The following is a 19,488-nucleotide window of genomic DNA, read 5'->3' as shown; positions in this document are numbered from 1 at the left end:
ACGAAATATCAGGGGCTTGGGACGCGCGGACATAGTGGGTCTATGAGCAAGCGGCCCGCGCTGCCGAGATGACATGAAATGCGCGCCCCAAGGGTTTGACGGATATTGCTACTGAAATGCGTTGCAGTGCCTTGAAATAGAACCACTATTCCTGCGCCACTGCGCCACTGCGCCACTGCGCCACTGCGCCACTGCGCCACTGCGCCACTGCGCCACTGCGCCACTGCGCCACTGCGCCACTGCGCCTTGTCAGAAACAAAATCCGTAAAACTGGTGTTGTAAGATTAATGGGTCCTGACCCTAAGCCGCGTCTTTCTCGGCCAGAACCTTTTGCAACATCTGCGCATAGGTCTCAGCGCCCTGCGCACCCGTCAGCAGGTAGCGCCCGTCAAAGATCATTGACGGCACGCCGGAGATGCCGCGTGACGTCCAGACTTGTTGGCGCGCGCGGGTTTCCTCGGCATGGCTGCCGCTGTCCAGAACCTCGGTGGCGTCCGCCGCGTCCAGCCCGACCGACGCGGCGACCTCGGCCAGAACGGCGCGGTCCGACACATCGCGACCTTTGGTGAAATGTGCCTCGAAAAGCGCCATTTTCAGCGGATGTTGCAAACCTTTGGCCTGCGCCCAATCCAGCAATTGATGTGCCGCAAAGGTGTTAACCATGCGGCTGGTGTCCGAAAAATTGAAGGTGAATCCCAAGTCCGCCCCGAGATCGGTCAACCGTTTGCGATTCTGGGCCGATTGCGCCGGCGTGCTGCCGTATTTTTCAGTTAGATGTTCGGCCAGGTTCTGACCTTCGGGCGGCATGGCAGGGTTCAGTTCGAACGGATGCCAGCGCAGGTAGGCGCCGACACCGACCGCTGCCAGCGCCTGTTCAAGTTGGCGATACCCGACGATGCACCACGGGCATACGACATCAGAAACGATATCGACCTGAACGGCGGGTTGGTCTGTTGTGTTAGGCTGTTCGGGCATGACGCGTTCCTTTTTTCTACCTTGCCTAAATGTGCAGGCAGGGGGCCAGAATCAACCGGAGTTCCGCAAAACAGGGATTTCAGGCTCCGCACCCACGAGCGTCAAAGCTGGTTATGGCGCGCGCTTTGCGTCCTTTTGGGGCAAATTTATCGGATCAGATGTTTGGCGAAAACACCCGTTATGTTACCCTGAGCGCAATATTGTGATTCATATTGGAGCGAAACGATGTTTTTCAAATACTTGGCAGGGGCGGTTGTTGCCACTTCTTTGGTGGTCATCCCCGCAGAACGGGTCGAAGCGGATGCCGGCGACTTTATCGCGGGTGCGATCATTGGCGGTATCGTCGGCGCAAATGCCAAGAAACAGCGCCGCACCACGTCCAAGCGGACCTACCGCAAGAAGTCGACACGGTCGAGCATCCCGTCGACACAAGAGGGCAAGAATATTCAGGCGTCGTTGAACTATTTTGGGTTCAATGCCGGAACGGTGGATGGCCAGCTGGGCCGCAAGACCCGCGATGCGGTGTCACAGTATCAGGCCTATTTGGGCTATCCGGTGACGGGCCAGTTGTCTGCGTTTGAACAGAACCTGCTGGTGTCGAGCTATAATCGTGCGCAGGCGGGGGGCTATGCGGTGCAGCAACAGGTCGCGGCGACGCCCGATGGCACCCGTGGCTTGCTCAAGACGTATCGCTCTGAAATGGCGGGGGACACGGCACCGGCGGCAACCAGCACGACGATCGTAGTAGCGCCGCAGCCGGTCGCCCCGGCCGCGAGCGCGCTTGCGGGATCCACCGCGCTTGCGGCTGCAGTCGCCCCGGCGCCAACCAATGCCTTGCCCAACTTTATGGGGGCAGGGACGCAGGCATCGCTGGCATCGCACTGCAATACGGTCTCGCTGATCACCAATACCAACGGCGGCTTTGTCACGCTGGCGGGCATGGCCGATCCGAATACGGCGCTGAACGAACAATTCTGCCTTGCGCGGACCTATGCCATCGCCAAATCCGAGGAGTTGGTCACCCAGATCCAGGGCTTTACCCCCGACCAGGTGGCGCAGCAATGTGCGGGTTTTGGCCCGGCGATGAAAGATCAGGTTGCGGCCCTTTCGCTGAAACAGCGTGATGCGGTGGTGGCGGATGTGGCGGCCTTTGTGCCCAACACGGGCATGTCGCCTGCGCAACTGTCGGGCACGGCGCGGATTTGTCTGGGGGTTGGGTATCGCACCGACAATATGGATGTTGCCGTGGGCTCTGCGCTGTTGCTCTATACGCTTGGCGAAGGCGTGTACGGCGAATTGATGGGCCATCACCTTGCCCAGGGCTTTGGCCCTGCGAAACGCACGGATTTGGCGATGGCGTGGTATGACGCCGGGCTTGCCGCAGCGGATTCGGGGGCGGCGGCGGTGTTTGTGCCGGGCCAGCCGGAGCGTACCGAGTTGATCCGACAGGCCGCGATGCGCGCGGGCGGGGCACCTGCGCCGTTGCAGCCATTGGTGCAGCCCGCCTCAAGCACCGGCTTGCCGACCTTTTCGATTAGCGAATAGGGCCTGTAACACAGGCCCCGGCCCGGCGTCTTTGGGACGCCGGGTTTTTTGTTGCCGATTGCCTCTTCACAAGCCTGCGGTCTTTGGCTAAACCGCACGCACCATCCATGGCGTGCGGTCGTGGCGGAATGGTAGACGCGCAGCGTTGAGGTCGCTGTGGGGTAACACCCGTGAGAGTTCGAGTCTCTCCGACCGCACCAATTTGGCCCAAGCCAGCGGCAGTTGCCTTGCCGTTTCCCCCTTCGAAACAATATCCGACATATCCTAAGACGTATTCGCCGCATTTTTGCGATCACTTATTGCCAAGCGTAGCGTGGCAGGATTGCGATACGGCTGGTAATATCGTTTAACAGGTCTAGTTGAAACGGCGGCCCTACAGGGGTTGACCGGACTGCGCCATAGATCGCAGCAAAGACGCAATGGGGGATCATCGCGTGAGGCATCAAAAGGCTACCGTCACGACAGCAATTGCTCTGGTCTTGGGGCTGGCAACAACCGCCCCGGCGGCTGAGCTGAAGATTACGGGGCTGCCGGAGGAGTCGGATCTATACAAGACCCTTGCCGGTGGGTCGCTGCTGGTAGAGCAGACCGCCGAGGATGCTGATCCGACACCGCAGGAGGTGGTAGCGGCGGCGCAGGCCGATTATGCGCGTTTGCTGGCGATTTTTTATGACAATGGCTATTTTGGTCCCACGATCAAGATTACCCTCGACGGGGTAGATGCCGCCGCGATCCCACCGGTACAGCCGCCCCGCCGTATCGACCGGGCGGTGATCACCCTTGCCCCCGGGCCACTGTTTCGATTCTCTGCCGCGCGCATCGCGCCGGTGGCCCAAGGCACCGAACTGCCCGAAGAATTCGCCCCCGGTCAGACCGCCAGTCTGGGCGTGTTGAAAGATACGGTGGCCAGCGGTGTCAGCGGTTGGCGCGATCAGGGCCACGCCAAGGCGGCGCTGGCGGATCAGCAGTTGACGGCCCGCCATGCTGAACGGACCATCGCGGCCGATCTGCGGCTGGCCCCTGGTCCGCGGCTGCGCTTTGGCGCGCTGAGCGTTGCGGGCAACCGCGATGTGCGCCGCGAGCGGATTTTGGAAATTGCCGGTGTCCCCACCGGCGAAGTCTTTTCACCAGAGGCGCTTAAACTGGCCACCGCGCGTTTGCGGCGGACGGGCGCGTTCAGCGCCGTGGCCCTGATTGAGGCAGACGGTATCGGCCCCAATGACACCCTGCCGATCACCGCGCAGGTGACAGAGGCCAAGCCGCGTCGTTTTGGTTTCGGGGCCGAGCTTTCCTCGCTCGAAGGGCTCACGGTGAGCACCTTTTGGATGCACCGCAACCTGTTGGGCGGGGCCGAGCGGTTGCGGCTGGAGGCCGAAGTGAAGGGCATCGGCGGCAATTCCGGCGGCGAGGACTATAAACTGGCAGCCCGGTTCGAGCGCCCGGCGACCTTTAACGCCGACACGGATTTCTATGCTCTGGCCAAGGTCGAACAGCTTGACGAAGTGAATTTCTTTTCCCGTCAGCTGGACCTCGAAGCCGGGATCGAGCGCATCGCCAGTGAGGAACGCACCTATACCGCAGGCCTTGGCCTGCGGCGGGCAGAAACACGCGATGCCTTTGGCACCAACCGCTATACACTTTTGACCCTGCCGCTTGGGGTCGAGTTTGATTACCGTGACAGTGATCTGGACGCCACGGATGGCTATTATGCCAAGGCCAGCATCACACCTTTCCTGGCGCTGTCGGGGTCGGCCAGCGGGCTGCGCAGTTATATCGACGCGCGGGTGTTCCGAACATTCGGCGAGGCGCGCCCCGTCACCCTGGCGCTGCGCGGGCAATTGGGATCGGTCAGCGGGCCGACGTTGGCACAGGCGCCGGCGGATTACCTTTTCTATTCCGGTGGCGGTGGCACCGTACGAGGGCAGCCTTATCAGTCGCTTGGTGTCGATCTGGGGGGCGGCAATGTGGTTGGCGGGCGCAGTTTGCTTGGCGTTTCAGCCGAAGCGCGGGTCAAAGTGACGGACAAGATCGGCGTCGTCGGTTTCGCCGATGCGGGCTATATCGGGGCAGAGGAATTTTATAACGGGTCGGGCACCTGGCATTCGGGGGCCGGGCTGGGCCTGCGCTATGCCACGGGGATCGGGCCGATCCGGCTGGATGTCGCCGTGCCCACCTCCGGCCCTGAAACTGGCGAGAATTTCCAGGTTTATATCGGTATCGGGCAGGCATTTTGATGCGCGTATTTGTTAACCTCTTGGGCGCGGCCGTGTTCTGGCTTGCCTGTCTTACCCCCGCAATGGCGCAGGACGACGACAAAAGCTTTCTGACCCGCACCATACAGGACGCGTTGAGCGGGGCAGGGCGTACCGTCAGCATTGATGGTTTCTCCGGCGCGCTCAGCGCGGCCGCATCGTTCGAGCGGATGACCATTGCGGACAAAGACGGCATTTGGCTGACGCTTGAGGACGTGGTTCTGGACTGGAACCGATCCGCCCTGTTGCGTGGGCGGCTTGAGGTGCAAAGCCTGACTGCCGGGCGTCTGGACATACCGCGCCTGCCGGTTTCCAAAACCGAAGCCTTGCCCGATGCCGAGGCCAAACCCTTTGCCCTGCCGGACCTGCCAGTGTCGATCGAGGTCGCCGACTTCTCGGTGGACGAGATCAACCTTGGCGCGCCTTTGCTGGGCGAGGCGGCGCAATTGAGCATCAAGGCCAATGCGCGGTTGACCGACACGGTTGGTGATGTTGATTTTCTGGCCAAGCGCACCGACGGCAAGAGAGGCGAATTCGCGATCAAGGCGAACCTCGACCGCAGCGATGATGTGCTGGATCTGTTGCTTAACCTGACGGAAGACCGCGAGGGCATCGCGGCGCGGCTGCTGGGCTTACCGGGGCAACCTTCGGTGCACATGACGGTCGCGGGGCAGGGGCCGCTGAACGATTTCGCATCCGACGTCACCATCGCCACAGATGGGCAGGAGCGTCTGTCGGGCCAGATCACCTTGGGTGCGCAGACCTCTCGCCGGGCATCTGAAACGCCGGATCGGCGTATTCAGGCGGACATTGGCGGTGACATCACCGCGCTTTTGGCCCCGCGGTATCGGGAATTTTTTGGCACCGATGTCGGGCTCAAGATCGACGCGCTGCTGGAAAGCAACGGCGCGATAGAGGTCAGCACCTTTGCGCTGGATGCCTCTGCGGCAAAACTGTCCGGCACTGTTACGTTAAATCAGGACAAATGGCCCACGTTGATCGACATCAAGGGCAGCATTGCCAATCCAGACGGCACCCCGATCCTGTTGCCCGTTTCAGGCGAGGGCACAACGGTCGAGCGGGTCAATCTGGTGGTCGATTACAACGCCAACGATGGCGAGGTTTTTGCCTCAAGTTTTGACATCACGGCGCTGAGCACGGCGGGGATCGTGATTGATCAGACCACACTGGCGCTGGATGGCACGTTGCAAGGTAATCTGGGCTCTGTCGGGCAATTCTTGGGTGACATGACATTTGCCGCCAAGGGCCTCGCCTTGACGGATGCCGCCAGCGCGGAGGCGGTGGGGCGGGATATCAGCGGCCAGGCCAATATCAACTACATCGAAGGGCAGCCGATCCGGATCAGCGGTCTGAAATTGGCCGGGGCCGACTATGGGTTGACCGGCAAGGCGGTGATCAACGGTCTCGAAAGCGGCTTTCTGACACGGCTCGACATGGCGCTGACGGCGGCTGACCTCAGCCGCTTTTCGGCGCTGGTGGGTCGCGAGCTGGACGGGCAGACAGCACTTGCGCTGAAAGGCACAGTGACGCCGCTGGGCGGGCAATTCGATCTGGTCGCGGTGGGCAGCACGCAGGACCTGAAGGTCGGCATCCCGCAGGCCGATGCGGTGCTGGCTGGGCGCACGACGCTGAGCATGGCGGCAGAGCGCAACGAAAACGGCACCTTCCTGCGTGATCTTGAACTGGAAAACGATGCGATCAGCCTGATCGGCGCGGCAGAACTGCGCAGCGAAGACAGCCGCGCAGAGGCCAAATTTACCCTTAGCGATGTGTCGCTGGTGGTGCCACAGTACCAGGGCCCGGTGACCGTGACCGCCACGGCCACACAGGAGGCGCGCGGCTGGTCAGTGGATGCGGCCACGGATGGCCCTTATGGTGCCCAGCTGACGGCCAAGGGTCTGGCGACAGGCCCAAATGCGGCGCTGGATTTCACGGCTGATGTGCCGGATATCAAACCCTTTGCAGAACAGGTCAACGGCCCGGTCAAGGCCAGCGGCACCCTGCGCCAGTCGCCGCAGGGCTGGCGGGCAACGGTGGATGCCATTGGCCCCTATGATGCCAACCTATCTGCCGAAGGCCTGCTGACGCCCAGGCTAGATGTGCAGTTTGATCTGGCCCTGCCCAACGTGAACCCGCTTGTGCCGCAGATCAATGGCCCGGCCAATGTAAACGGGACGTTGCGCCAGACCGATCAGGGGTTCGTGGTCGACGTTAATGCCGCCGGCCCCTACAGCGCGCGGGCATCCGCCCGGGGCCTGGCCACCGGCCCGGACATGTCGCTTGCCTTTGATCTGTCGGTTCCGAATGTGAACCCGTTGGTGCCTGGGGTCAGTGGCCCGCTGGCCGCGCAGGGGGTGGTACGCCAGACCCCGGCGGGCATTGCGATCGACACCAGCGCCACCGGACCCTATGCCGCGCGGGCGTCGGTCAGCGGTGTGGTCACAGGGCCCGATGCGGCGGTGGATTTCGACGTGATGCTGCCCAACATCGGGGCGCTTGTGGAAAAGGTGTCCGGCCCGCTCTCGGTGACGGGATCGGCGCGCAGGCAAGGCAATGCCTGGCGGCTTGATACCCAAGCAAGCGGCCCGGCGGGCACGCAAGCCAGCATTGCCGGGCTGGTCAATAGCGATGGCACGCTGAACCTTGATATCTCGGGCAACGCCCCGCTTGGCCTGTCGCGGCCGTTCCTTGCGCCGCGCGACCTTCAGGGACAGGCGCAGTTTGATCTCAGCGTTAATGGCCCCGCGGCGCTGGGGTCTGTAACGGGTACGATAACCACCAATGGCGCGACGCTGACCGCCCCCAACCTGCGCGTCGCGCTGCGCAATATCGTGGCGGATATTCGGCTGGGCAACAACCGCGCCCAGGTCGATATCACGGGCGATGCCGTGGCGGGTGGACGGCTGCGTATCGGCGGCGGTGTGACGCTGACACCGGCGCTGCCCGCCGACCTCAGCATCGCGTTGCAAGGCCTCGTTTTCAGCGATCCCAAGCTTTATACCACCACGCTGGACGGGGCACTGCGGGTCGTAGGGCCGCTGACCGGCGGCGCCCAGATATCGGGGCAGATCGACGTGGGCGAAACCCGCGTCAACGTGCCCTCGACCGGGTTGACCAGCATCGGGGACATTCCACCGATCACCCATATCGGCGCACGCCCGGATGTCACGCGCACCCGCGCCAAGGCCGGTCTGATCGGGGATGGGGCCGGGGATGATCCGGTTGCTGGCCCCACTGGGCCGGGTTTTGGGCTGGATTTGCGGATTAATGCGCCGAATCGCGTTTTCGTGCGAGGCCGGGGTCTGGACGCCGAATTGGGCGGGACGCTGCGCCTAACGGGGTCGACCAATCGCATCATTTCTGACGGGCGGTTTGAGCTGCTGCGCGGGCGGCTTGATATTCTGGGCAAGCGTTTTGATCTGGTCGAAGGGTCGATCCAGTTTCAGGGTGATCTGATCCCCTATATCCGCTTTGTGTCGGTCACAGATACAAAGACCGGCGAAGTGCGGGTGATCCTGCTTGGTCCGGCGAACGAACCCGAAGTTGTATTCGAATCCACCCCCGCCGCGCCACAGGACGAGGTTTTGGCGCAGCTGCTGTTTGGCCGCAACATCAGCGAAATCTCGGCGTTTCAGGCGTTGCAACTCGCGAGTGCCGTGGCAACCCTGGCCGGGCGAGGGGGCGGCGGTATCATTGCCAACCTGCGCGAAGGCTTCGGGCTGGATGATCTGGATGTCACCACCACGGATGATGGTGCGACCGCACTGCGGATCGGGAAGTATCTGTCGGACAATGTCTATACCGATGTCACAGCCGCGTCCGACGGCACGGCGGATGTCTCGCTGAACCTGGATATTACCAGCAGTCTCAAGGCCAAGGGCACGCTGGGGTCGGACGGCGACAGCAGTATCGGGATATTCTTTGAAAAGGATTACTGACCCGGTTTCGCAGGGTCAGAGGTCTTCTTCGGGGATAAAACGGCCGTAACGACCCTGATCAAACATCAGCCCCGCGCCGGGTTCGGCGCGCAGGGCAATCTGCTGGACATGCCCCAAGATCAGGGAGTGATCCCCGGCGGCATGTACCGCGTAGGTCGCACAGTGAAAAGTGGCGAGGCAGCCTGCGAAGGTCGGCACGCCGTGCGGCCCCTTGGACCAGTCAAGCCCTGAAAAGTCATGCCCCTGCGCGGCGAAATGCTGGGCCAGTGCCAATTGATCGGCGCTGAGGACATGGATACAGAACTGTGCAGCCGCGACAAAGCTGTCGTGCCGCTTGGACGCTGTGGCGGGCGACCAGAGCACCAAAGGTGGGTCAAGCGAGACGGACGAGAAAGAATTGGCCGTCATGCCCAGCGGACCCTGTGCGGTTTGGGCTGTCACCACGGTCACCCCGGTGCCGTACTGGCCAAAGGCCCGGCGCAGGTCCTGCGCGTGGTCGCCTTGGGGCGAGAGGGGGATCATGTCGTCATTCATGGCGGCAAGCGGTGCCATGCGCGCGCGCAATTGTCCAGCAGATGCAGTCACGGAATCCGTCCCACCCGAAGCGGGGGCGGCGTGCGAGATTATGGGTCGGGCGCGTTGGGTCATGCCCGCCTGTCTGCACGACCTTGGCGTCAGGGGCGCGACGGCATTGTGGCGGTTTTGCGGAAAAGGAATTGTTTGGACGTCTGCGCGATTGCCGGGAACAAGGGCGCGAGGCGCGTGTTGTGTCTGCGATGAGAGGCAACATCGGGCACCGTCGGACGGACCCGGTGCTGGCTGTCGGAAGAGGGTGGAGGGCACGCGGCCCACCGCCAGACCATGGCACCCGAATGCCGACCACACCAGAAAAGGCGCGATACAGCGCCGGAAAGTGACTGACATGACCATGATGAACGCAACACGACTGACACTTGGCGCCGCCTTGCTGAGCGCGACCGCTTTTGGCACGACCGCAATGGCCGACAATGAAACCGTGGACCACACCGAAGTGGGCTCGCTGTCCTGTGACGTTGGCGATGGTACAGGCTTTATCTTTGGGTCGACACGTGAACTGAACTGCACGTTCAACCCGGTCCAGGACGGTCTGGCAGACGAAACCTATGTCGGCGAGATCAGCCGCTGGGGTGTCGATATCGGCAAGACCCAGAACGGCCAGATGTCGTGGCTGGTGATGGCCCCCACTGAGCAGGAATTTAACGAAGGCGGGCTGAACGGCACCTATCAGGGTGTGTCGGCCGAAGCGACCGTCGGTGTGGGCGCAGGCGCCAACCTGATGACAGGGGGTTCCGAAAACACATTGGCCCTGCAGCCGTTGAGCGTAAACACCCAGACCGGCGTTAACTTTGCCATCGGCGTGGGCGAAATCAAACTGCAGCGCGTAGACGGCTGAAGTTAAGGTTTTTTCCTTGCTGGGATGAGGGGGCGTTCCGCCCCCTCAAACTCCCCCTGAGGAATATGAGACCCAAAAAGAGATTAAGAGGGTCGCCCGGTTTGGGCGGCTCTTTTTTGGTGTGATCCGTTGATTGGGGTGCCGGCGATGTCTTACCGGTGCATGCGGTTTTCAATCAGGTCGTCCACCACCGACGGGTCGGCCAATGTCGACGTATCCCCAAGTGCGCCGTAATCGTTTTCCGCGATTTTGCGCAGGATGCGGCGCATGATCTTGCCCGACCGGGTTTTGGGCAGACCCGGTGCCCATTGGATCAGGTCGGGCGATGCGATTGGGCCGATTTCACCGCGCACCCAGTTGCGCAATTCGGCGCGCAGGTCTTCGCTCGGTTCCTGCCCGCTCATCAAGGTGACATAGCAGTAGATCCCTTGGCCCTTGATCTTGTGCGGATAGCCCACCACGGCTGCTTCGGCGACCTTGGGGTGGGCGACAAGCGCGCTTTCCACTTCGGCGGTGCCCATGCGGTGGCCAGAGACGTTGATCACGTCGTCGACGCGGCCGGTGATCCAGTAATCGCCGTCCGCATCACGTTTGCAGCCGTCACCGGTGAAGTAATAGCCGGGGTAGTCGGCGAAATAGGTTTTTTCAAAGCGTTCGTGATCACCCCAGACTGTGCGCATCTGCCCCGGCCAGCTTGAGGCGATGCATAGCACGCCTTCGGCAGGGTTTTCCGTGATTTCTGCACCGCTGGTCGGCTCGAGAATAACCGGCTTGATTCCGAAAAAGGGTTTCATCGCTGCCCCGGGTTTCATGTCATGGGCGCCGGGCAGGGGGGTCATTAGGTGGCCGCCGGTTTCGGTCTGCCACCAGGTGTCGACGATTGGGCAGCGCCCGCCCCCCACGACGTCATTGTACCAGTTCCATGCTTCGGGGTTGATCGGCTCGCCCACGGTGCCGAGGATGCGCAGGCTGCTGAGATCGGCCTTTTTCACATAGTCGTCGCCGAGCCCCATCAAGGCGCGAATGGCGGTGGGGGCGGTGTAGAACTGATTGACCTTATGCTTCTCGCAGACCTGCCAGAACCGCGAGGCATCAGGGTAGGTCGGCACGCCTTCGAACATCACTGTGGTGGCACCATTGGCCAGTGGGCCATAGACGATATAGCTGTGGCCCGTCACCCAGCCGACATCGGCCGTGCACCAATAGATGTCTCCGTCGTGGTAATCGAAGGTGATTTCATGGGTCATTGCGGCGTAAACCAGATAGCCGCCGGTGGAATGTACGACGCCCTTGGGCATGCCCGTAGAGCCGGAGGTATAGAGGATGAACAGCGGATCTTCGGCATTCATTGCCTCGGGCGCGCAACTGTCGGCAGCACCGAGCGCGCGGGCGGAATAATCGACATCGCGTGCATCGTCCCAGGCGACATCACCCCCGGTGCGGCGCACCACGAGGCATTTCACATGGTCGGCGCATTGCGCCAGCGCCTTGTCTGCGTTGGCCTTGAGCGGGGTCGCCTTGCCGCCGCGCGGGGCCTCATCGGCAGTGATGACCACCTTGGCCTCTGACCCGTTGACGCGCGCGGCAAGCGCATCTGGCGAAAAGCCCGCAAAGACGATGGAATGAATGGCGCCGATCCGGGCACAGGCGAGCATGGCATAGGCCGCTTCGGGGATCATCGGCATATAGATGATCACGCGGTCACCGCGTGCCACACCCATATCGCGCAGGATATTGGCCATTTTGCAGGTCTGGCTGTGCAATTCGCGGTAGGTGATGTGTTTGGACGCTTCTTCGGGGCTGTCCGGCTCCCAGATGATTGCGGTTTGGTCGCCGCGTGTGGCCAGGTGGCGGTCGATGCAATTGGCGCTGACGTTCAACTGCCCGTCGGCAAACCAGTTGATGTTGACCGAGCCAAGTTCGAAGTTCACGTCGCTTACCTGAGTGAAGGGTTTGATCCAGTCCACACGATCTGCTTGGGCGCGCCAGAAGGCATCGGGATTGGTGATCGACGCCTGATACATCGCGGCATATTTCTGCGCGTCCACATGGGCCTTGGCGGCCATGTCGGCGGACGGCGGATAGGTCTTTGCGGTGGTTTCGATCATGGATATCCCTCCCTTATAGATACGCTGTGCGGTGCCGCAGATCACTGGGCCATGCCCAACTGCGGCCTCCTCCTCGCGGTGATCATAACGCCGCGGGAAAAGAAGGGAATAAGCAACTGAAATACAAAGGCTTGCGTGTAAAGGTTTTTCCCGAAATCCGAGGCGTTTGTAAATTTTCGTCCCGTTGTGGGAAATTGCCCCCGTTTTTTCATGCGCTTGCCAGTCAACGGGGCGTCTGCCCTGACCGAGGACAGCGCGCGCGGGACACTCGCAGGGTTGGCATGCCGGGCTGCGCGCGCTAGCCTTGGCGGCAAGCGGCCCGCGACGGGGCCGCACCTAGGGAGAGAAATCATGAACAAATACCTGAGCGGCGCCGCCGCCTGCGCGTTGAGCTTTGCCTTTGTTGGCCAAGCGGCAGCGACCGAATGGAATGCATCCGTCTGGGGCAAACGCCGCGCGTTTACCGAACACGTTGAAAAGATCGCGGAACTGGTCAGCGAAAAGACCGGTGGCGAATTCACCATCAATGTCAGCTATGGCAGCCTGTCCAAGAATACCGATAACCTTGATGGTATTTCCATCGGGGCCTTCGAGATGGCGCAGTTTTGTGCCGGATATCACCCTGACAAAAACCGCGCGATCACCGTGCTGGAACTGCCATTTCTGGGGGTTTCCGACCTCAAGGAAGAAGTGGCGGTAAGCCGCGCCGTTTATGCGCACCCGGCCGTGGCCAAGGAGATGGCACAGTGGAATGCGCGGATGCTGATGACCTCGCCCATGCCGCAGTACAATCTGGTCGGCACCGGCGAGCCGCGCAAGGAATTGAAGGACTTTGAAGGGATGCGCGTGCGCGCAACCGGCGGTCTGGGTGAAGCATTTCAAGCCGTGGGCGCTGTGCCGACATCGGTGACATCATCCGAAGCCTACAATGCGATGGAATCAGGTGTCGTGGATACCGTGGCCTTTGCCCAGCACGCGCACCTTAGCTTTGGCACAATCAACAAGGCCGACTGGTGGACGGCTAACTTGAACCCCGGCACCGTAAACTGCCCCGTTGTGGTGAATATCGACGCCTATGATGCACTGAGCGATGCCGAGCGTGACGCGCTGGACAGCTCGGTTGACGAGGCGCTGGATCACTATCTGGCCAACTATGGCGAGCTGCTGAAGAAATGGGACGGCATCCTTGAGGAAAAGGGCGTTCAGAAGGTTGAATTCAGCTCTGAAACACTTGCCGAGTTCAAGTCCAAGGCCGCTGATCCGGCCCGTGAAGCGTGGATCAAGGACATGGAAGCGCAGGGCATACCCGGTCAGGAGCTTTATGATCTGGTTATGGAAACCCTGGAAAAGCATCGCGCGTCGAACTGATACGTGATCCGGGCCGCGCGTGCTGACGCGCGGCCTACCCATTTCTATATCAAAAGGAACTGCCCATGGCCGGATCATCCGCCGTGCTGGAGGACAGCAGCTTTCTCAGCCGCGCCGACCGGGCATTGCTCAAGTTGGAAACCTTCTTTGCCCTGATATCGGGCGTTGCAGTTTTCATGTTGATGGTGCTGGCGGTGTGGTCGGTCGGGGGGCGCAAGTTCTTTGCCTCGCCGCTCGCGGGCTATGTCGACTGGATCGAAGCGGCGATGCCGTTTATCGCCATCATGGGCATCGCCTATACCCAGCGCAACGGTGGCCATGTGCGCATGGACATCTTGATCGGGCAACTAAAGGGCCGTGCGCTCTGGGCGGCGGAACTGCTGTCGGTGGTTCTGATTCTGGTGTTAATGCTGGCCCTGACCTGGGGCGCCTGGGCGCATTTTGATCGTAGCTTTGACCTTGGCGCGCCTTTGTGGAGCCGCGACAGCTCGATTGATATCGGCCTGCCGATCTGGCCGTCCAAGCTGGTGGTCCCTGCTGCCTTTTCTGTAATTTCGCTGCGGCTCTGTCTGCAAATCTGGGGCTATGGCCGCGCGCTGGTGCTGGGGCTAGACCGCCCCGTCGCTGTGCCGCTGGTGCAATCCGCCGCCGACCAAGCCATGGCCGAGGCCGAACATCTGGATGGACACGATTGATGGACCCTATTGATATTGGCCTTTGGGTCTCTGGCGGCATGTTGCTTATGGTGGTGCTGGGCATGCGGGTGGCCTTTGCCGCCGCCATGGCCGGGCTGATCGGCCTGATCTGGATTTTCTGGGCCAAGAAGGGCATGGAGTGGGAACATTTCGGCTGGGCATTGACCGTGGCAATCAAGACGGCGGGGCAGGTGCCGCATGCCAAGGTGTCGAGCCAGACACTGTCGCTGATCCCGACCTTCATCCTGATCGGATTTCTGGCCTATTACGCTGGCCTGACGCGCGCCCTTTTCGAGGCGGCGAAACGCTGGTTCGCCTGGGTGCCGGGGGGGCTGGCTGTGTCGACCGTATTTGCCACCGCAGGTTTTGCCGCCGTGTCAGGCGCGTCGGTCGCAACGGCCGCCGTCTTTGCGCGCATCGCGATTCCCGAAATGCTGAAGATTGGCTATAACAAGCAGTTCGCGGCAGGGGTCGTGGCCGCCGGTGGCACGCTGGCCTCGCTGATCCCGCCCTCCGCCATTCTCGTGATCTATGCCATCATCGTCGAACAGGACGTGGGCAAACTGCTGCTCGCTGGCTTTATCCCCGGTGCGTTTTCCGCCGTGGTCTATGCCGTTCTGATCATCGGCATCGCGATGATCTGGAAAAATGTCGGCCCGCCTGTGACGGGCTTTACCTGGAAGCAGCGGTTTGAATCGCTGCCCGCCGCGCTGCCCATCGTGGCGGTCGTCGTGATCATCATCTTCTTTGTTTACAACCCCTTTGGCGACGCCTGGGGCACCCCGACCGAAGGGGGGGCCGTGGGCGCCTTTATCGTGTTCTGTATGGCCGTGTTCCGCGGTATGCGCTGGGCCGAGCTTAAGGACGCGCTGCTTGAGACCGCGAAACTGACGGTTATGATTTTTACAATCATCTGGGGCGTGTTGATCTATGTGCGCTTTCTGGGCTTTGCCGATCTTCCGGGCGCCTTTGCCGATTGGATTTCAGCGCTGGAGACGTCGCCGATGCTGATCTTGATCTGTATCCTGCTGGCCTATGCTGTGCTGGGCATGTTCATGGATGCGATCGGGATGCTTCTTTTAACGCTGCCGGTCGTCTACCCGGCTGTGATGGCGCTGAACGGAGGCGAATTTGTCAGCGCCGCCGACAGCGCCTTTGGCATGTCCGGGCCGATGTGTGCGATCTGGTTCGGTATTCTGGTCGTCAAGATGGCCGAGTTCTGTCTGATCACGCCGCCGATCGGGCTAAACTGCTTTGTCGTGGCCGGGGTGCGTCCTGACCTCAGCGTACAGGATGTGTTCCGCGGCGTGATGCCGTTTTTCCTGGCCGACGCGGTGACAATTGGGCTGCTGGTCGCGTTCCCGCAAATCGTGCTTTGGCTGCCGTCATTGGCCGGGTAGCTACCCGTCCGATGACGCAGCGGACACGGTGGCTTTTGGGGTTTCGTCGCGGGCATCATCTGGCCCTGACTTGTCCAGAAAGTTGGCCACGATGTGCAGCGCGGTCACGTTGTCGCAGATCACCTTGAACACCACAAGGAACGGGACAGCAACCAGCGCGCCCGCCATGCCCCAAAGCCATCCCCAGAACACAACCGTCAGAAACACAGCGACCGTGTTTAACTCAAGCCGCCGACCGACCAGATAAGGGGTCACCAACTGCCCCTCGATGCCCGTCAAAATCTGATAGCCGATGGGGGCCAGGATGGCATAGCTGACGGTGTCGAATGTGATGATCGCATAGGCGCCCACCAGAACGCTGCCGATGAACCCGCCGATATAAGGCAAAAAGTTCAGCAGGAAGGCGGCGAGACCCCAGACATAGGGCGCCGGCATGCCGAGTGCGGCGAGGTATAGCCCGATGGCCACGCCCAGCCCCCCGTTGATCAAAGTGATTGTCAGCAGGTAGCGCGACACCCGCCGCTCAACGTCATAGACGGCCATAAGTGCGCGTTTCTTGCCTGTGAATGTCTGGAAACTTTGGACAAGCTTGAGATAGAACATGTCCCCCGACGCCAATAGGAACAGCGCCAGGACCAGCATCACGGCTAACGTGCCGCCGATCTTGGCACCGGTGTTCATGGCGTTGCTCATCAGGCCGGGCTGTTTGACGACCACCTCTGCGGCGGCACCGTTTTCCGTGGCCATCTTTTCCACCTGTTCGGTGGCAGAGCGCACGTTCTGAACTGTATCCACCCAGCTGCGCAATTTTTCGCGGATTTCAGCGCCCATGCTGGGGATGTCATCGGCCCAAGAGGCCACGGTTCCCGCCGAGAGGCCGACCAACACAAAAATCAAAGTACCCACTGCGCCAATCAACAGCACCGCCCCCAAGGGGCGGGGCAGGCCGATCTTTTCAAGCGTCCGGTTAAGCGGGCTGAGCGTGAGCGCCATCAAAAATCCGAGAAGGATTGGCAGAAGAAGGTCTTTGGCAAAATAGGCTGTTACAAATAACGAAATTAAAACAATTACTTCCAGCAATCGCCTAATGGCGGATATGTCGTTCAATGCGGTGTCCCCTCTGTGCGCTGCAGCAGTGCTTGGTCTCTAACGCCTGACTGTTGGAAAAGTTCACACAAATATACGCGCGCGGCGTGTCGGGCCGTACCGTACGGGGCCGGGGGGATCGGGCGGCGTGAAACCGCCGCTTGGCGTCTGCAGGTGGCTGCCGCCTGCGGTTCCTTCTGACCGCCAAAATCGTTATGGATCTGGTCGAGGCAATAAGCAGGAGCAAGTGATGCGTAAATTCATATCTGCGGCGTTGGCGGCACTGTCGCTGGGTGCAGTTCTGGTCGGCGCACCCGTTGCGGCGGCGTCGCTGGGTGATTACGAGGTCGCGGGTGTCGAGGACGAGGATTTGCTGAAGATGCGCAGCGGGCCGGGGGTGGGCTATAAGGTGATTGTGGGCCTGCCCAACGGCACTGTTCTGCGGGTTCACAGCTGCCAGCAGACTGGCGGGACCCGCTGGTGCGACGTATCGCTCAAGCAGGCGAGATCCTTCGCGGTCATGTGTCACGGGCCTATCTGAACAAGCGGTAAGCCCGTGAGGGGGCGGATGGTCACGCCGTTTTGATGAACATCCGCTCGCTTTCGCCCTGTTGGTGATCTTGCGCCCTGACATCGCGGTAGGCATGCCAAGTGGCGTGTCCAAGCACCGGAAAGATCACCACCATCCCCAGGAACCCGGTCGCAAGGGCGATCAGAAACAGCGCCAGCACGATCGCCCCCCAGGTGAGCATGACAGGCAGGTTGGCCCAGACCATCGCCATTGAAATGCCCATCGCCGACAGCGCATCCGTCCGTTCGGTCAGCAACATCGGGATGGCAAAGACGCTGATTGCGAACGCAAAGGCGGCAAAGAGTGCCCCCACAGCGCCACCGGTCACCAGCAACGCCCAGCCGGTCGGGGTCCCGAACAGCATCGGAACAAGGTCGTCCGTGCCGGGAAAGGCGACGAGGCCAAAGAACAAGGCATAGATCAGCACGGCCGCACGGAGCCACAGAAGAAACAGCCCCAGCAGCATCACGCCCATGAACAGTGCCTGATAACTTGAGGCCGGGCGCACAAAGATCATTTCGATGAATGTGATTTTTTGCTTCCGTTCAATGCGGCGGCTTTTTTCATAAAGACCGTTGGCGATCAGTGGACCAACGACCATGAAACCGGCCAACGCGGGGAACAGCGCATATTCATAGCGGAACTGGAACAGCGCCCAGACGATCAGAGCCGACACGGCAAAGACGCCGAGACCGTAGAGCACGCTTGGTACCGGGTTGTTCGTCAGATCGGCCCAGCCGCGTCCGAGCCATTTAAACGCCCTCCGCATTGGCAGGTCGCGCCCATGCGGGCTGCTGCGCGGCAGGGGCGGCACAACCTTCGGGATCGGGTCATCGGCGTGGGCATTGTTGGGCTGCGCCGGTGTATCGGATTGATTTGGGCGGTCACTTAGCATGATGGTTTCGCCGCGCGGTTTGCGACGCCTTCCTTGTGCGATGGATCTAGAACGCAATCGGTCTGGGACCCGATTGCGACGGTGACAAGATGGGCATTGGCCGCGACGAAACCCGACAGCAGCACCAGCGCCCCGGTAATCGACAAGAACCGGGCGCGGGTCATTCTGCCGCCTCTGCTGCGCGCCTTTGGATGTAGAGCGTCAGAAGCATCCTGTCGGCCTCTGTCAGTCGGTCTTCCCACGCGGGCATCCAACCCTGGCGGCCCATGTTGATCGTGGTGAACATCGATGCATCGTCGCCACCATAGATCCACGCATTATCGGCGAGGTTCGGCGCGCCCATTTCCTGAATGCCCTGTGCATCGTCGCCGTGGCAAGAGGTACAGTTTTCCGCAAACAGGGTGGCGCCTTCTGCTAAACGCGCGGGCGATTGGCGTGTGTCGAGGCCCGACAGGGACTGCACGTAGTCGACAACGGTGCGGATCTGCGGTCGCGTTAACATCCCGGTTTCGCCAAAGGCCAGCATCTGTGCGAAGCGGGTCTCGGGGTGGGGGGCGTTGATGCCGACGCGCAGGGTTTCCATCACCGTGTCGCTGTCGCCACCCCAGAGCCATGCATCGTCGACAAGGCTGGGAAATCCGGGGCCGCCCCCGAGGTCAGTGCCGTGGCACCCAGCGCAGTTGTCGCCGAACACCGTCGGCGCGGTGCGTGCCACATGCGCCATGACCGTTGCATCCTGCATGAGTTCATCGGCGGACAGGGTGGTCAGCGCATCGGTCCAGTCGGAGCGTTCGACGGCAGCCTGCGTGACCTGACGCTCAATCCGGGCCGCGTCCTGATAGCCCAGCAGCCCTTTGGTATAGGTTGTGATGCCCGGCCAGGCGGGCATCAGCACCCAATAGACCAACGCCCAGATGTGGGTGACGGCGACAAAGAACCACACGGCACGCGGCACGCGGGTGTTAAGTTCGGTGATCCCGTCCCATTCGTGGCCCGTCGTTTCGTGGCCGGTCAGCGGATCGCGTTCTTTTACTGACATGGGCCATCCTCGTCATTTTGCAGGCTGTTGGCGGCCTTGTCGAAACGTGTTCCGAAACTCGGCCAGAAGGCGTAGATGGTGATGCCGATCGACAGGGCGATCAGATAGAAAAGGCCAAAGGACTTGGCGATGGCCGATAGGGTGTCATAGCTCAGATCCACGA

16 protein-coding genes and 1 tRNA gene are annotated in these 19,488 nt (G+C 61.4%); 9 read left to right on the top strand and 8 right to left on the bottom strand.

Annotation, left to right across the window (positions count from 1 at the left end; all coding sequences use genetic code 11):
- Positions 1 to 300: 300 nt before the first annotated feature.
- Positions 301 to 975: a DsbA family oxidoreductase gene (locus AC1965_RS13170; protein WP_483884312.1), complete on the bottom strand. Its 675-nt coding sequence runs from the start codon at positions 973 to 975 to the stop codon at positions 301 to 303.
- A 225-nt stretch (positions 976 to 1,200) separates the two neighbouring features.
- On the opposite strand from AC1965_RS13170, the gene AC1965_RS13165 reads away from it, so the two are divergent.
- The 4 genes from AC1965_RS13165 (at position 1,201) to AC1965_RS13150 (ending at position 8,731) form a co-directional block, all read left to right on the top strand.
- Positions 1,201 to 2,520, top strand: coding sequence for a peptidoglycan-binding domain-containing protein (locus tag AC1965_RS13165; protein WP_483884311.1), 1,320 nt, complete (start codon positions 1,201 to 1,203; stop codon positions 2,518 to 2,520).
- Between the two features lie 114 nt (positions 2,521 to 2,634).
- Positions 2,635 to 2,720, top strand: a tRNA-Leu gene (locus tag AC1965_RS13160).
- A gap of 234 nt (positions 2,721 to 2,954) precedes the next feature.
- Entirely contained in the window at positions 2,955 to 4,754 is a 1,800-nt protein-coding gene (locus AC1965_RS13155; protein ID WP_483884310.1) for an autotransporter assembly complex protein TamA, read from the top strand.
- Positions 4,754 to 8,731, top strand: a complete 3,978-nt coding sequence (locus AC1965_RS13150) for a translocation/assembly module TamB domain-containing protein (RefSeq protein ID WP_483884309.1) — start codon at positions 4,754 to 4,756, stop codon at positions 8,729 to 8,731. The genes AC1965_RS13155 and AC1965_RS13150 overlap by 1 nt, the downstream gene beginning before the upstream one ends.
- 15 nt (positions 8,732 to 8,746) lie before the next feature.
- On the opposite strand, the gene AC1965_RS13145 is transcribed toward AC1965_RS13150, so the two are convergent.
- On the bottom strand, positions 8,747 to 9,283 hold the full coding sequence (locus AC1965_RS13145; protein WP_483884308.1) for a flavin reductase family protein: 537 nt from the start codon (positions 9,281 to 9,283) through the stop codon (positions 8,747 to 8,749).
- Between the two features lie 370 nt (positions 9,284 to 9,653).
- On the opposite strand from AC1965_RS13145, the gene AC1965_RS13140 reads away from it, so the two are divergent.
- Positions 9,654 to 10,163, top strand: a complete 510-nt coding sequence (locus AC1965_RS13140; protein ID WP_483884307.1) for a DUF992 domain-containing protein — start codon at positions 9,654 to 9,656, stop codon at positions 10,161 to 10,163.
- Between the two features lie 152 nt (positions 10,164 to 10,315).
- Here AC1965_RS13140 and acs read toward each other — a convergent pair whose 3' ends face one another.
- A complete protein-coding gene (acs, locus tag AC1965_RS13135; protein WP_483884306.1) occupies positions 10,316 to 12,271 on the bottom strand; it encodes an acetate--CoA ligase in 1,956 nt (651 codons plus the stop codon).
- Between the two features lie 351 nt (positions 12,272 to 12,622).
- Here acs and AC1965_RS13130 point away from each other — a divergent pair, with 351 nt between their 5' ends.
- The 3 genes from AC1965_RS13130 to AC1965_RS13120 all read left to right on the top strand — a co-directional run bounded on the left by AC1965_RS13130 (position 12,623) and on the right by AC1965_RS13120 (position 15,734).
- A complete protein-coding gene (locus AC1965_RS13130; RefSeq protein ID WP_483884305.1) occupies positions 12,623 to 13,639 on the top strand; it encodes a C4-dicarboxylate TRAP transporter substrate-binding protein in 1,017 nt (338 codons plus the stop codon).
- A 65-nt stretch (positions 13,640 to 13,704) separates the two neighbouring features.
- Complete coding sequence (locus AC1965_RS13125; RefSeq protein WP_483884304.1) at positions 13,705 to 14,334, top strand: TRAP transporter small permease subunit; 630 nt, start codon at positions 13,705 to 13,707, stop codon at positions 14,332 to 14,334.
- The gene (locus tag AC1965_RS13120) at positions 14,334 to 15,734 is read left to right on the top strand and encodes a TRAP transporter large permease (RefSeq protein WP_483884303.1); all 1,401 of its coding nucleotides are present in this window, start codon (positions 14,334 to 14,336) and stop codon (positions 15,732 to 15,734) included. Before AC1965_RS13125 ends, AC1965_RS13120 begins: the two co-directional genes overlap by 1 nt.
- On the opposite strand, the gene AC1965_RS13115 is transcribed toward AC1965_RS13120, so the two are convergent.
- A complete protein-coding gene (locus AC1965_RS13115) occupies positions 15,735 to 16,814 on the bottom strand; it encodes an AI-2E family transporter (RefSeq protein WP_483887044.1) in 1,080 nt (359 codons plus the stop codon).
- A 256-nt stretch (positions 16,815 to 17,070) separates the two neighbouring features.
- Between AC1965_RS13115 and AC1965_RS13110 the strand changes: the two genes are divergently transcribed.
- On the top strand, positions 17,071 to 17,361 hold the full coding sequence (locus AC1965_RS13110; protein WP_483884302.1) for an SH3 domain-containing protein: 291 nt from the start codon (positions 17,071 to 17,073) through the stop codon (positions 17,359 to 17,361).
- Between the two features lie 31 nt (positions 17,362 to 17,392).
- Here AC1965_RS13110 and AC1965_RS13105 read toward each other — a convergent pair whose 3' ends face one another.
- Genes AC1965_RS13105 through AC1965_RS13090 form a run of 4 tightly spaced genes read right to left on the bottom strand, consistent with a single transcriptional unit; the run spans position 17,393 to position 19,486 of the window.
- Positions 17,393 to 18,286 (bottom strand): DUF2189 domain-containing protein, encoded by an 894-nt coding sequence (locus tag AC1965_RS13105; RefSeq protein WP_483884301.1) that lies wholly within the window; start codon positions 18,284 to 18,286, stop codon positions 17,393 to 17,395.
- Positions 18,280 to 18,450: a hypothetical protein gene (locus tag AC1965_RS13100; RefSeq protein WP_483884300.1), complete on the bottom strand. Its 171-nt coding sequence runs from the start codon at positions 18,448 to 18,450 to the stop codon at positions 18,280 to 18,282. The genes AC1965_RS13105 and AC1965_RS13100 overlap by 7 nt, the downstream gene beginning before the upstream one ends.
- Entirely contained in the window at positions 18,447 to 19,325 is an 879-nt protein-coding gene (gene ccoP, locus AC1965_RS13095) for a cytochrome-c oxidase, cbb3-type subunit III (RefSeq protein WP_483884299.1), read from the bottom strand. The genes AC1965_RS13100 and ccoP overlap by 4 nt, the downstream gene beginning before the upstream one ends.
- A complete protein-coding gene (locus AC1965_RS13090) occupies positions 19,316 to 19,486 on the bottom strand; it encodes a cbb3-type cytochrome c oxidase subunit 3 (protein WP_483884298.1) in 171 nt (56 codons plus the stop codon). Before AC1965_RS13090 ends, ccoP begins: the two co-directional genes overlap by 10 nt.
- Between the last annotated feature and the right edge of the window lie 2 nt (positions 19,487 to 19,488).

The organism is Sulfitobacter sp. KMM 9851 (assembly GCF_057178245.1).
The sequence above is the reverse complement of the archived record's forward strand: the minus strand, read 5'-3'. Positions and strand labels throughout refer to the sequence as shown.